Origin of the sequence: Niallia sp. FSL W8-0951, from assembly GCF_038006525.1 — a bacterium.
GTDB lineage: Bacteria > Bacillota > Bacilli > Bacillales > Cytobacillaceae > Niallia > Niallia circulans.
Window position 1 is genome coordinate 944,528 of sequence record NZ_JBBOVK010000001.1, and the last position, 14,469, is coordinate 958,996.

10 protein-coding genes are annotated in these 14,469 nt (G+C 35.6%); 7 read left to right on the plus strand and 3 right to left on the minus strand.

Annotation, left to right across the window (positions count from 1 at the left end; genetic code table 11):
- Nucleotides 1-127: 127 nt before the first annotated feature.
- Both NSS71_RS04275 and NSS71_RS04280 read right to left on the minus strand, forming a co-directional pair.
- The gene (locus NSS71_RS04275) at nucleotides 128-610 is read right to left on the minus strand and encodes a hypothetical protein (protein ID WP_095257501.1); all 483 of its coding nucleotides are present in this window, start codon (nucleotides 608-610) and stop codon (nucleotides 128-130) included.
- Nucleotides 611-867: 257 nt separating this feature from the next.
- Nucleotides 868-1,458: a DUF1349 domain-containing protein gene (locus NSS71_RS04280; protein WP_095257500.1), complete on the minus strand. Its 591-nt coding sequence runs from the start codon at nucleotides 1,456-1,458 to the stop codon at nucleotides 868-870.
- 230 nt (nucleotides 1,459-1,688) lie between these two features.
- Between NSS71_RS04280 and NSS71_RS04285 the strand changes: the two genes are divergently transcribed.
- Together NSS71_RS04285 and NSS71_RS04290 are read left to right on the plus strand one after the other, a co-directional pair.
- Entirely contained in the window at nucleotides 1,689-2,711 is a 1,023-nt protein-coding gene (locus NSS71_RS04285; RefSeq protein ID WP_095257499.1) for a C45 family autoproteolytic acyltransferase/hydolase, read from the plus strand.
- Nucleotides 2,712-2,929: 218 nt separating this feature from the next.
- Nucleotides 2,930-3,934, plus strand: coding sequence for a serine hydrolase domain-containing protein (locus tag NSS71_RS04290; RefSeq protein WP_047940124.1), 1,005 nt, complete (start codon nucleotides 2,930-2,932; stop codon nucleotides 3,932-3,934).
- A 359-nt stretch (nucleotides 3,935-4,293) separates the two neighbouring features.
- On the opposite strand, the gene ppsA is transcribed toward NSS71_RS04290, so the two are convergent.
- Nucleotides 4,294-6,897, minus strand: a complete 2,604-nt coding sequence (ppsA, locus tag NSS71_RS04295) for a phosphoenolpyruvate synthase (protein WP_341151309.1) — start codon at nucleotides 6,895-6,897, stop codon at nucleotides 4,294-4,296.
- A gap of 330 nt (nucleotides 6,898-7,227) precedes the next feature.
- Here ppsA and NSS71_RS04300 point away from each other — a divergent pair, with 330 nt between their 5' ends.
- From NSS71_RS04300 to NSS71_RS04320, 5 genes are all read left to right on the plus strand, one after another.
- Complete coding sequence (locus NSS71_RS04300; RefSeq protein ID WP_341132422.1) at nucleotides 7,228-7,926, plus strand: aspartate/glutamate racemase family protein; 699 nt, start codon at nucleotides 7,228-7,230, stop codon at nucleotides 7,924-7,926.
- A 413-nt stretch (nucleotides 7,927-8,339) separates the two neighbouring features.
- On the plus strand, nucleotides 8,340-9,809 hold the full coding sequence (locus NSS71_RS04305; protein ID WP_047940127.1) for a glutamate decarboxylase: 1,470 nt from the start codon (nucleotides 8,340-8,342) through the stop codon (nucleotides 9,807-9,809).
- A gap of 290 nt (nucleotides 9,810-10,099) precedes the next feature.
- Nucleotides 10,100-10,834 (plus strand): SDR family NAD(P)-dependent oxidoreductase, encoded by a 735-nt coding sequence (locus NSS71_RS04310; RefSeq protein WP_047940128.1) that lies wholly within the window; start codon nucleotides 10,100-10,102, stop codon nucleotides 10,832-10,834.
- Nucleotides 10,835-11,068: 234 nt separating this feature from the next.
- A complete protein-coding gene (locus tag NSS71_RS04315; protein WP_053215549.1) occupies nucleotides 11,069-11,710 on the plus strand; it encodes a DUF1349 domain-containing protein in 642 nt (213 codons plus the stop codon).
- A 624-nt stretch (nucleotides 11,711-12,334) separates the two neighbouring features.
- Nucleotides 12,335-14,440, plus strand: a complete 2,106-nt coding sequence (locus NSS71_RS04320; protein WP_438825712.1) for a peptidoglycan D,D-transpeptidase FtsI family protein — start codon at nucleotides 12,335-12,337, stop codon at nucleotides 14,438-14,440.
- Nucleotides 14,441-14,469 lie beyond the last annotated feature (29 nt).

Genomic DNA, 14,469 nt, shown 5'->3' on the forward strand with positions numbered 1-14,469 from the left:
CTTTATGCTCATAGAGCTTTGAAGGATCAAAATTGATGCTAAGGCTATATAAAAGTCTCTCATTAATGATAATGGGAGACTTTTGCTGTATTTATGAGATAACAGTATGAAGGAAATGGATATAAGTTTACCGTTGTTTGAATAGCCCGTACAGATTTTTCTTTTCTAAATAAAATTGAAGGAAATATAACAATGGTGCTTTTAAAAAGAAATACATAAAAAATTGGAAATAATTAAATCTAACCAATGAATAATATTTTATTTTCTTTGCGAAAAATGAAAAAGGGAAGGCAAAAAAGGCATGTATTATTGCATTGATTAGTAGGTATTTCTTGAAATTTCCATATGCAAATTTTAGCGTCCACAGTGAGATAAAGATAAATGGTCCCATATTAAATGGTAATTCGTTAAACCAGTAAGAATTTGGTTTATTATAGAAAGTCCACCACTTTCGTTTTTTTCCAATTCTTGCTGTTGAAATTTCTATGACACCGATTATGAGTGTCGCTGGAAAAAATCTTTTTATATCACGAACGCCTATAAGAGTTAATGATAACCACGATAGGACAATTATTAAGATATTGTATAACTGTTGTAGTTTTAATGACATCCGAGAATCCTCCCTGTTTTTTATAGGATTCTTATTAAGATTATTTATTATGCATAAAAAATGCCATTTTCTTTCTAATTTAAAGAATATAAAGGTTAAATAGACGCATTTATTAATGTTTCAATTTTGGGGGAGCTAAAATGGAAAATGGCTATTATAATGATGGATTCATCTCTGTAGTGGATATTCAAAGTCGGTGAACGTAAAAAAAAAACGATTGACTGTTACACCAATCGCAGAAGAAATTTGGAATTATGCTATTTACCCATACGAATATTCTTTACGGTCTTCTTTTCAATACTCAAGTTTTCATAAATTCTCTTTCCGCCATTTCCTAAGGGAGCTTGTGCTAATAGTCCAACTTTTACAATCTCATCAACAGGCAAGCTGAAAAATCTCATCATATAATAATTTTGACCGTCTGTGGAGTAGTGGAATGCAAAAGAATGTCCACTTCTGCAAACTTGTAGCCATACAGCATTATCATCAATATTGCAACCGTTCGCATCATCCGACTCTTCCTTCGTTACAACGCTTACAACTGCATGAGTATCAAAATCAGTTAATTCAAAACAAGCCTTTGCCCAATATGTCATATCCTTCATAACCATTATGGAAGCAGAATCATAAGTGTCCTTAAAATCATGAGAAACCTTTACTTTCATGATAAAATCGCCGGCCACCTCTGTATAATAAAAGGGCGCGTTACACAATGATTGAGGCGTGATACCTTCTGCTCCAACTGCGCCATTGTTACAGAAAAAATCAGTTTCTTTTGGAGCGTATATTTCTATTCTGCCGTCTTCTTCCACGATAGTGCTTTCGTTAATCCAGTTGAAATTTAACATATTTTTCCCTCCTTTAAAGATAGAGCTATTTGCAATACATCCGATTACCTCCTCGCCTAATATTATAAACTAAATGGCTCTGCCAATAAATAACAACATTTATAATTAGAGGTCCTATTGGATAAAAAAAGGATATATTTCATAACAGTCTAAAAAGAGCATAAAAAGACAGGAAATTATTTTTCTTTTTAAGTATAGTCAGATTTAGAAACAATAATGGAGGGGATTTCATGAAGAATTTTGAGGTGGATATTATTCAAATTAGGGATCGTTCTTTTCATATTGGTTTAAAAACAGCGGAGAGAATATTGGATCGTTCGATTGTTAAGATGTGGAGTGAGTTTTTCGAACAGGACATTGATTATGAAAATATGCACTCCATCTATTCCGCATATGCTCCACATCTATTAGAGGAATTAGAAGGACTGGCCCAGGGTTTGGGGATTTCGTCTATCAGAGCTGCATCCATGTTCAGCGGTTATCACGTTCCCAAGATAGATGTGATGGGATGCACGGCTATTCTTACAGATGAAATTTATGTTCGGAACTACGATTTTTCTCCCAATCTCTATGATGGTATTTTTAGTTGTATCCAAGCGGAGAATACGCTGGCCACCGCAGGCTATAATTTGCAAATTTTAGGGAGACATGATGGAGTTAATGAGAAAGGGTTAGTGATGGGCTTCCATTTTGTTAGTTATAGTGGATATACAAAGGGTGTTTCCCCATGGGCTGCAATACGGATGGCTTTGGATACTTGTTCTTCGGTCGATGACGCATCTGCTCTGCTAAAAGAAATCCCTCATTCAGCCTGCTATAATTTTTCGGTGGGAGATAAAAAAGGAAACATCGCGGTGATAGAAGCAACTCCAGAAAAAGTGTGCATTAGAAAGGATGAGAAGCTCTTATCATGTGTTAATCATTTTCAAACTTCTGCACTCCAAGACAAAAACAGATCAGCTATTAATGGTTCCGTCAAAAGAAATAATTATTTACAATCATTCCAAGGGAAGAAACGAACACAGCAAGAGATGTTTAGCATATTCGCAAAGAAAAATTCTCCCGTATTCTTTCAGAATTATGACCAACTATTCGGAACACTACACACATTTTCCTACTCTTTCCAAGAATCAAGAATTCTTACTTCTCTAGCGCAAGGAAAGGACGTTCTCGATTTTAATTTTCATAATTGGACAAATGGAGCAGATCTTGCCAGCAAAAAGATGACAGGTTATATCGAGACAATTAATTAGCTTCAATCCTTTTTAATAAACGTCTAAAACCTTGATACAAAGGGATTAGACGTTTTTTAGAAGGATTAACATCACGCTAGAAGTTGAAGCGTAGCTCAATTACAAAGAAGGGGACTCTTATGTAACTATCGGAGTTTAGGGGAAAAAGGACTTCTATAATTTGTAGAGAATATTAATAAAGGAATTATACAGTTTATGGATTTAGAAGGAGTAGTAGCATGGAGCATCTTGATAAATTGATTACGTGGGTAGAGAATATTAGAGAAAAAAATGGAAGTAGTAGCTCAGCATTATATATTTTAAAGGATAATGAAGTAATACTTGAACATTATAATGGCCTTCATTCCAATTCCACTAAAGCAAATCCGATCACTGCATCTTCTCAATTTAATGTAGCATCTGCTAGAAAGAGCTACCTTGGATTAGTAGTGGCCTATGCAATATATGAGGGGAAAATTAATAGTATTAATGATTATGCCAGTGATTACTTTGGAGATATGGATGAAGGATTATTAGGTAAAACAACTTTACGTCATTTAGTTACCCACTCGCACGGGTTACACCAAAAAGAGGATGGTACTATTTTTCGAGAGTTTGAACCTGGGCAAAATTGGGCTTATAGAGGGATTAATGTGTCAATGATGACAGAACTAGTAAATCGTCTATTTAAAATAAGTTTTCCAGATTTTTTGGAAGAAAGAGTATTTTCAAAATTGGGCTTTAGGGAAACAGCTTGGCAAACGAAAGAGAGTGAATTATTAGTAAAACAAATCATTAATCGTGAAGATGAAGGAGCCTTCAAACTAGGGAATTCTGCTGATGGAATGGAGTCAAACTTACATACCACTGCACGGGAGTTTGCACAGTGGGGAAATCTTCATTTAAATAAAGGTTTTGCAAACGGAAAGCAGATTGTGCCCAAAGAAGTTATCGAGATTGCGACTCAAATCCATAGTCCTATTTATAGAGATAATAAACTACCATTAAATGGATTGTTTTGGTATGTGCAAGGTGATCCTGCAGTTTACAGTGAACTTGGTCATAGAGTTCCAAAAGGTTCTTATCAAATATTGGGAATAACAGGACCAACACTTTTGGTTATTCCTAAATACAATGTGGTCGTTGCGAAGATGTACAATAAACGTTATAACTATGGAGGTGAAAACTACCTTTATTATTTAAAGGAATTTAGTAATTTAGTTGCTGATACCTTTCAAAATTAAAGATTGTTATAATGTCTAGTAAACATTTGTATGTAATTTAACAGGAATATGCACTTCTCTAATCTATGGGGCATATTCCTGTAATAAGTGAAATGGAGCATAAAGATAAAGTTTGGCCGAAAACACCACACAAAACGATTTCACCTTAAAATCAAAAGAAGCCATTTTGAATAGAGATTAAATAACATGGCTTCTTTCTTTGGGAAAAACTTATCTATCTTAACATACTAATAACAATCATCAGTTGCTATCCCGCTATATGTCCAAGTAACGAGGTTTTTATCATAGGCGGCAAAGAGCCATAATATCAAGCATTCTCCTAGTTTGAATGCTTGATATTATGATTTAAAGGTAATGAGTTATAATATTTCTACATATCCTTCTGTTCCATTCACCCTGATTCTTTGTCCGTCTTTTATTAGTTTCGTGGCATTTTCTACTCCAACCACAGCTGGTAATCCGTACTCCCGTGCAATAACGGCTCCATGCGTCATAAGTCCACCCACTTCGGTGATGAGACCCTTTATTGATACAAACAATGGTGTCCAGCTAGGGTCCGTAAAGGTTGTGACTAGTATATCTCCATCTTCTAAATCTGCGTCTTCCAAGTTTAAGATAACGCGAGCGCGGCCCTCCATAATTCCTGAAGAAACTGGCAGACCTGGAATTGCTTCTTCTGGGAGATTTTCACGTTTATACTTACCTTCAATGATTTCGCCATCAGATGTGATCACACGCGGGGGAGTCAGCTTTTCATATATGTTGTAATCTTCCTTTCTCTTGCTGATAATTTGATAATCCAGCTTATTTGTGCGTACTATTTTATGGAGTTCTTCGAAAGTGAGATAGAATATATCTTCTTTTTCATGAATAACTCCCGCTTGCACGAGCTGGGTAGCTTCATTCAATATGGCCTGCTTGTAAACGAAGTAACGGCTGATCATCCCAAATTTCGGATATTCACGATAACCGATGAAATTTCGGATTAGGTCAATCATCTGTTTTGTTTCGTTTGCCTTTTGTTCACCATCCGGTAAATATTTCAAGCGCTCCAATAACTCTTTTTCTTTTTGCAAAGCTTCATGAAGTCCTTGTTCAAATATCCGCTTACTAGCGTGGGGTTCAAAGTTTTTGATGTTACCAAGAATCATGGGAACAAGTGTAAGTGGTTTTTCACTCCAGCGTATTCTCGTAATATCAATTTCACCAGCACATCGCATTCCGTATTTGGTAAGAAAGGCAATTATGGCATTGCTTGCTTCCTGCCCACCATGTAACTTGACCATTTCATTCAAAAAGTTATCATCTTTTACACTTTGCAAATAATCAATTACTTTTGGAAAAGGTCGAATCGCATCTGCGACATCCAAGAGAGCTAAACCCATTTCTGAAGTAATATTATTCGATACAGATTGGGAAATGGTGTCCGCTGCGTTTTTTTCTCCCAGCCACTCGTTCATCTTTTCATTGAGCCATGTTGCTGCATTCATGGCAGCCATAAATACAGCTGTACTTTGCGGGTCAAATAATATCCTCTTTAATTCCTGAATATCTTCTAGAATAAAATCAAATAACTCTGATCCGGATTTAGTTTTAATGTTTTGTTTTAACTCTTCAATGGATATTTGGCTGCGCTTTATGAAATCAGAAACGATGGATGGGTTATTATTTTCTAATTGTGCCTGTATAGCTGTATTGCCTTTTACATGATTGGGAGCTTGATTATCATCAGGTAATAACTTGATAAAATTTTCCCGCTCCAAGATGGTCATGAGTGCATCTTTTAGAAGTGGATCGTGTTGTCCCATGCCATTTAATAACATGTTTCTGCTAGCAGGTAAAGCAAGCTGCTGTGTGACATCAACAAACAACCTTCCACCTGCTTTACGCATAGGTGCGTTAGTGGTTAACAGAAAAAAAGACAATCCCAGCGGTTTAATTGCGTCGGTCATCATTTGCTGATGACCGACAGAGATATAGACATGGTTTTCTTGATCATTCGCCTCGGGGATTGGGAAAAGCGTTGTAATAGGACGACTCTGAACTATATAAAATTTATCATCAACTAAACACCACTCAATATCTTGAGGACAGCCAAAATAATCTTCAATCTTTCTTCCGAGGCGTGCCAGTTGCAAGATTTGCATATCAGTCAGTGATTGTGTCTTTTGCTGCTCAGGATTAATCGCTTGCGTCTTTGTTCCGCCATCTTTAACAGCAGTTACAGCCAACTTTTTGGCAGCGATCTTTTTATGGGCAATTTCATTTTCTTGAATCTTATAATTATCGGCTGATACCAAGCCAGAGACTAGCGCTTCTCCAAGTCCAAAACTGGCATCAATCGATAGTATTTTTCGGTTGGAGGTAAGGGGATCAGCTGTAAATAAAATCCCAGAAGCCTGTGGAAAAACCATCCTTTGAATAATCACAGATAAATAAACTTGCTGGTGGGCGAATCCATTTTGCATTCGGTAGATTACAGCGCGATCTGTAAATAGAGAAGCCCAACATTTCTTGATATGCTCCAAGATGGCTTCTTTGCCGATGATATTTAAATAAGTGTCTTGCTGGCCGGCAAAAGACGCATGCGGCAAATCCTCAGCAGTTGCACTAGAACGTACTGCATATGCATGTTTTTCACCAAAACGGGCGAGATAAGTGACAACTTCACTAACAACATCGGAGGGAATATCCGTTTCCATGATGATTTGTCGAATCTCCCTAGAAATCTGACTTATTTGCTTTTGATTTTCTACTTTTAAGCATGTAAGCTTTTCTATTAATGCTTTAAACATTTCGTTTTGTTCGATGCTTTTTTGATAGCCTACTGTTGTCACACAAAATCCATCGGGTACTTGTATTCCTTGAATTTTTGATAATTCCCCTAAATGGACTCCTTTCCCACCAACAAGCATACGTTCTGTTTTTCCAACTTTCTTTAGATCGAGTACCAAAGAACTCATCCGCATCGCTCCTAACCATTAATGTTCTATTGATTTTAGCAGTAATAAAGGAGAATAAATAGTCTATAATAACCATTTTTTGTATGGTATAATTAATATAGAGGGTACTATGAAAATAAAATCTAGCCTTACAATAACTTAATTCATGTCATTTCTTATTTAACTTTTTTTGCTTTATGTTCTAATAGTTAATAGGAGATATTAAGCCTTTATCATACACACTGTGCGATACTTAATAATGAAGTATCGTATTTTAATTGAACAATAGGTGTATGAAAAAAACGCTATCTCATGATATATAATGGACAAGTAATAAGGAGGAGATTCATAATGCTAAGCAATAAATTTTGTAGAATCGGTATTTTGGCGGGGATGGGTCCACGTTCGACCGCTCCATTTATTGAGTCGGTTTTAGATGAATGCGAGCGACAATATGGTGCAAAAAATGACATAGATTTTCCCCATATGATTATTTATTCATTACCTACACCCTTTCATCCAAAAGAACCTATTATTAAAGAAGATATGGTGAAATCTTTACAAATAGGAATAAAATCTTTAACAGAAGCTAATTGCGATTTTATTGCTGTTCCTTGTAATGTAGTCCATCAATTTTATGAAGATATGACAAAGATGACCAATATACCTATTCTTAATATTATCCAAGAAACAATAAATGCTATTGGTGTCCAAAGTTCAAAAGTTGGTTTAATTGGTACCAGAAGCACAGTAGAAAATCAGCTATACCAGCCTTACCTACACAATAATAATAAAGATATTTATTGGACAGAACGTATTCAAAGCCAGGTTGATCAATTAATTTATGATGTTAAACAGAATCACGAAATGGAAGAGCTTATTCAAAAATGGAAAAACATAGAAATGGAGCTTGTAGAAAATGGTGTAACAGATGTAGTTTGTGTATGTACTGATCTATATTTTTGTGGATCTTATACTTCTTTAAATTTCTTCGATTCATCAAAAATTCTTGCTAAAAGTTTAGTAGAAAGATATTTAGCCTTTAAATAGGTGATATTCGTGTTCAACTATAGGGTGGTTTATTTAGCGGATAAATAGTTGTACGAAGGGGAATATAGATCTTTAAATTATCCAGTATAATTTTATATTCACAAATAGAGTGCATTTGTATAATACATATTAATGCTTCAAAGATTTTTAATAAAAACGTCTAAAACCTTGATATATAAGGAATTAGACGTTTTTTATTTCAGTTGAAGGAAAAGAAGATTCTTGGGTAACTTCTGGTTTTATTAAGTAAAACCTTACTTTTGCTAGAAAAGGACTGTGTTGTTATTTAAGTTAAATGATTTACGTTAATAATCTTTTATCCGAGTGGTGGAAGAACCTTTAATTAGAATAAAATAAATGCTTTTTAGTAAATAATATAATGGTTAAACCATTTTATTTAAGGGGGGACATCTATGCCACACCATCGAAAAGCAGAACTTCAAAATGATACATACGAAGAAAAAGAGATGATTTCAGATAATTCACAAAGTCTACCTCATCATGTGCAAAAGGAGCTGCCGCAAGAATTATCGGTAAATCCTTTATTTGCCCGTGAAGGGGAATCGGACGTTCCACGTTTTCACATGGCTGATAAAGGCATGTTACCAGAAACAGCATATCAAATCGTCCATGATGAAATTGCTCTTGATGGCAATGCTCGCTTGAATCTTGCTACATTTGTTAGCACATGGATGGAACCAGCCGCAGAGCATTTATATACTAAATCATTCGATAAGAACATGATTGACAAGGATGAATATCCACAGACAGCTGAAATTGAAGAGCGATGTGTCCGCATTTTAGCCAACCTCTGGCATTCGCCCAACCCTCTCACGACTATGGGTGTTTCTACAACTGGTTCGTCGGAAGCATGTATGCTCGCGGGGCTTGCGTTAAAGAGACGCTGGCAGAACACACGCAAAAGCACAGGAAAGTCGGTAGATCGCCCCAATATTGTGTTTAGTTCTGCTGTTCAAGTCGTTTGGGAAAAATTCGCGAACTATTGGGAGGTTGAACCACGCTATGTGAAGGTTAGCCCTGATCATCCTCTATTGGATCCTCAAGGGGTTCTCGCTGCAGTGGATGAAAATACAATTGGTGTGGTACCAATTCTCGGTGAGACTTACAGAGGGCTTTATGAACCGGTTGCTGCTATTGCAAAAGCGTTGGACGATTTGCAGAAGAGGACAGGTATTGACATTCCGATTCATGTAGATGCGGCTTCTGGGGGATTTATAGCACCATTTCTTCAACCAGATTTAGTCTGGGATTTTCAATTACCGAGAGTGAAATCCATCAACGTATCTGGACATAAATATGGGTTAGTATACCCCGGGCTGGGCTGGATAATTTGGCGGGAAGCTGCAGATCTCCCTGAGGATCTCATCTTCCGTGTTTCCTATTTAGGCGGGAACATGCCGACTTTCGCTTTGAATTTCTCTCGTCCTGGCGCACAGGTGCTCCTTCAATATTACAATTACCTGCGTTTGGGGAAAAGTGGCTACTATGATGTTCAAAGAGCTTCTCAGAAAGTCGCTCTTTTTCTTAGCGAGGCGATTCAAAAGATGGGACCGTTCGAACTTTTGTCCGATGGTTCGGATATTCCGGTTTTCGCTTGGCGGCTTAAGGATGGTTACACATTAAATTGGAATCTTTATGATTTATCTCGACAATTACGTGTATTCGGCTGGCAAGTACCCGCCTATCCTTTACCTCCAGATATGGAAGAAGTGACGATAATGCGCATTGTGGTTCGAAATGGATTTTCTATGGATCTCGCGCATCTGTTTTTGATGAATCTCAAACAGACCGTTGCTTTTTTGGATTCTCTAGACGGACCCATGCCACATGATTCGAAGTCTAACAATGGGTTTCATCACTAAATGGATTCTATAGTCTTTAAATTGAGCTAACTCTCAGTGAAATTAATATTCTTAGATGGATCCCTCCAAGCAGAAGTTTATTGGAGGGACTTTTTTATAGAGATTACGTCAATAAAGGAGAATATGCTTTATACAGCTTATAAAACATAAACGTAGATGATTTGCTTTAAAAGAAATGTTTCTACCTAGCTCTGGCAGTATAACTTAATAACAAAATAGTTTATGATAGTAGTAAATACAATGAAATATATGATAATAAGAAAAATAATAAAAGAAAGGAGTCTTACAAAGTGCTCGAAAATAGAAAAGTTATTATAACAGGTGCAGCCTCCGGTATTGGAAAGGAGAGCGTCAGAAGATGTTTACATGAAGGTGCTTCCGTTATTGCTTGCGATATTAATAAACAGTCCTTACATAGTTTAAAACAGTCAATGGGTGACTGTTATGATCTACATACATATCATTTGGATATAAGTAACTACGAAGAGGTTCATAAATTTTTTGTATATATTGATGAAGACCATGCTGATATAGATGGTTTGGTTAATAATGCGGGAATTTATTTGGCTAAAAATATCTTGGATTATCAAGTAAATGAAATTGATAAAGTTCTAGATGTAAACATAAAGGGATTTATTTATTTTTCGCAAATGTTTGGTAGAAAATTGATGCAAAGTAAGTCAAATGGAGTAATCGTAAATATGTCTTCCGTGTCAGGCGTTGAAGGCAGTTCAGATGCAATTTACGGGCTCTCAAAAGCTGCCATAATTGGTTTAACTAAAAGCTGTGCCATCAATTTCTCACCGTATATTCGAGTTAATGCTGTTGCGCCCACGATGGTGGATACATCTATGATGGATACAATACCCGATTGGAGAAAAGAGGAGTATCTAAGCCACCAGCTTATTGATAAGCCTGTCTTACCGGAAGATGTGGCTGATACGGTTGTTTTTTTATTATCAGATAAAGCTAAACATTATACTGGTGCCACATTTGATATTAATAACGGAGGATATTTAAGATAGTACATTTTTTATAAGCTTTGTGCAGGCTTCCTTTTATTTTAGGAAGCCTGATTAATTAATTAATTAATTGGAATGAGAAACAAATGCTTTTCGCTACTATTATATATAGTGGATTAAAGAAGTAATGTAGCAATAGGCCAATAGAGAACCTAAATAAATTTGTGATATAGTTAAGAATAAATAACATTTGATTTATGTAATTGGAAGATTTGATTTTATTTAGGAGGAGATTCATTGAAGAATAAAAATTGGATATTATACGAGAATTTTGATGGTAAGAGTTTAACGGAAAATCTTGTGTGGCGTTGTGAACCAAAGAAATGGTTTGTAGACACGAAATCTTCTCAACTAGTTTTAGAAACAGATCAAGAAACCGACTATTGGCAAAAAACTCACTACGGTTTTGAGGTTGATAATGGCCATTTTCTCTTTACCAAAACGAACAAGAATTTCAGAATGACAACAAGAGTTAAAGCTATTCCCAAATCTAAATATGACCAAGCTGGACTGATGATTCGATTTTCCGAAGAGACATGGGTGAAAACGTCTCTAGAGTACATACCAGATGGGTTAAGCAAGCTGGGTGCAGTTGTCACCAATAGAGGTTATTCCGATTGGTCTACTCAATATGTAGACTGTAAAGAAGTGCAAATATATTACCGTATATCCAAAATTGGGCAAAATTGTTATATGGATTTTTCGTGGGACGGAGAGGTATGGAATCAAATTAGAATTGCCCACTTAGATGTGGCAGATAGTTCAACTGTTTTAGCAGGAGTCTATGCTTGCAGTCCTCAAGGAAGAGAACAAGAAGTTCGTTTTGATTTTATAACAATCGAAGAGCTAAATAATGACCCAGCAACTGCATATTTGTAAGTCAACGATATTTACTATAAATTGCAAGTATTTAATTTAGATTAGATAAAAGAATTACTATGGCGCATTGATCCAATAAGGGATAATGCTTCTTTTTTGTTCTTATACTAACGGGGGGGAGTATAGCCCAAGAAGGATGATTTAAAGCAATCTAGAGTAGTAAAACGGAGTTAATTGTAGTATAGAAAGGAGAAAACCTACTTGTAAATAGATAAAACCATTGCGGATTTACGTCAACAAGTGGATACTTAGCTTAAAGAGCTAAATGTCGTTTAAATGCTGTTCATATGGATGAACAGACTTACTTCCTTTTAAATAATAAGCATACAGCTAACGAAAATTTTATAGATTAAAGTACTTTAATCATTTGACGAGTCATGTTATAGTAAATACTACAAATGTAAAAGTTGGGGCGTGATGAATGTAATTTTAGAAAATCTAAATATAGAAAATAAGCTATTTATAGAATTTTACAATCATTAAATGGTTAACGAATTATTTTAAATAATTTTTTTTGGTTGAAAAACTACAAATGTAGTATTTTGAGAAAAGAGAATCTATATCCAATATGGAAGAATAAATGTCAAAATACGTATATTTATTGTTATGAAAGGGAGGGTGCCGTTGAAGAAAAAAAAAGAGAGGACAAAGCCATTTGTTTTCTCCTTCCGAATAAACATATTATTTTTAATTGTTTTTTTGCTGTTCTCGCTTCTTATTTTAAGGCTTGGGATTGTGCAAATAGTAAATGGAGAGGACTATAAGCGGGAAGTTGACAGAAAGGAGAATGTAACTGTAAAAATTGCTATGCCGCGTGGGGAAATATTAGATCGAAATGGGAAGTTAATCGTAGGGAATAAGCCGTCTAACGCAATAACGTTCACAAGAGCACAAAATAGTAAAACTGAAGAAATGTTGAAAATTGCAGAAAAGCTAGCGATATTTATTAAAAAGGATTCTAAAGAGGATTTAAAAGCAATAACAGAAAGAGATAAAAAAGATTACTGGATTATAAAACACTCAAATGAAGCAGAAGCGAAAATTACTGTAGCTGACAAGAAAAAGCTTAAAGATGATAAAAATTACGATGCAAAAATTTATCAGCTAACCCTAGACCGTATAACAAGTAAAGAAGTAAACTCATTTACTAAGCAAGAACTAGAAGTATTAGCTATTTATCGTGAAATGAGTAGCGGATATCCGTTGACACCACAGATCATCAAAAAAGAGGCTACAACTAAAGAAGTTGCAATGATTAGTGAAAATCTAGATTCCCTGCCTGGGGTTGATACAACGATAGATTGGGATCGCTATAATCTTTATAAAGATACAGAAGGGAATGAAACTTTAGCCTCGGTCATTGGTAAAGTATCCTCTTCTAAAGAAGGCTTGCCTAAAGATTCTATTGATTATTATTTAGCAAGAGGCTATAGCAGAAATGATCGAGTAGGAAAAAGTTATATTGAAAATCAATATGAGGATGTATTGCAAGGCCAAAAAGAAAAAATCAAAAACATAATCGATAAAAACGGAAATATATTAGAGTCGGAAGTTGTGCAAGAAGGAAAACGAGGTGATGATTTAATCCTTTCAATTGATATCGATTTACAGCGTGAGATAGAAAAGATAATTGAAGAAAAAATAGGTAAAGCTAGAATTGGTGAGCCTTATCTCGATCGAACATTTGTTACTGTTATGAATCCGTATTCCGGTGAAGTTCTTTCCATGGCGGGAAAACAATTTGAGCAAAATAAAAAAACAGGTAAAACGGAAGTAAATGATTTTGCATTAGGAAATATAACGACCTCATATGAAATGGGATCAGTTGTGAAAGGAGCTACCGTATTAACGGGCTATCAAACAGGTGCAATTGTTCCAGGTGAGGTACTTAATGATCGACCTTTAAAGTTTTTAGGAACGAATGCAAAAAAATCTTGGAATAAGACAGGATTCGGTCCAATTAATGATCTTTATGCATTGAAACGATCTTCTAATGGATATATGTTTTTAACGGCCATGAAATTAGGTGGACAGCAAACCTATATTCCCAATGGACTATTAAGTATTGATAAAGTGTTCGCGATTGAAACATTCAGATACAATTTCTCTCAATTTGGGCTAGGAGTGAGAACAGGAATTGATTTACCTGGTGAACAAATTGGTTATGGTGGAGGTCAAATCCCTTCTGAATCTGGAAAAGTATTAGACTATGCGATTGGGCAATATGATACATATACGCCATTACAAATTGTCCAATATATTTCCACTATTGCAAATGGGGGTTATCGAATCCAGCCGCATATTGCCAAGGAAGTACGTGAACCTAACCAAGCAAATGAATTGGGACCTATTATTCAGGAATTTGAACCAAAGGTGTACAATAAAATTGACATGAAGGAAGAGTGGATTAAACGTGTCCAGCTTGGCTTTAAGCAAGTAGTGAATGAGCCACTTGGAACCGGATATGGAATAAAGAACAAAGAATATAAGATTGCTGGGAAAACAGGGACTGCACAGGCGTTATATAATGGCCCGTTACCACATAGCCCAGGTCTAATGCTCTGGAATATTACATTTGGAGGGTATGCACCTTATGATCACCCAGAAATTGCTGTTTCTGTCACTGTCCCTTGGTTACGAACAGACCAATCACACGTTAATTTAGAAATAGCGAATGATGTGTTTAAAGCGTACTTTGAACTAAAGGAAAAGAGGCAAGATTCTGAATAATCATTGTGTTTAATTCGCCTTAATTACTA

Coding starts and splice junctions, on each gene's coding strand:
- NSS71_RS04275 (WP_095257501.1), bottom strand. CDS start 610: ATGTCATTAAAACTACAACAGTTATACAATATCTTAATAATTGTCCTA.
- NSS71_RS04280 (WP_095257500.1), bottom strand. CDS start 1,458: ATGTTAAATTTCAACTGGATTAACGAAAGCACTATCGTGGAAGAAGAC.
- NSS71_RS04285 (WP_095257499.1), top strand. CDS start 1,689: ATGAAGAATTTTGAGGTGGATATTATTCAAATTAGGGATCGTTCTTTT.
- NSS71_RS04290 (WP_047940124.1), top strand. CDS start 2,930: ATGGAGCATCTTGATAAATTGATTACGTGGGTAGAGAATATTAGAGAA.
- ppsA (WP_341151309.1), bottom strand. CDS start 6,897: ATGAGTTCTTTGGTACTCGATCTAAAGAAAGTTGGAAAAACAGAACGT.
- NSS71_RS04300 (WP_341132422.1), top strand. CDS start 7,228: ATGCTAAGCAATAAATTTTGTAGAATCGGTATTTTGGCGGGGATGGGT.
- NSS71_RS04305 (WP_047940127.1), top strand. CDS start 8,340: ATGCCACACCATCGAAAAGCAGAACTTCAAAATGATACATACGAAGAA.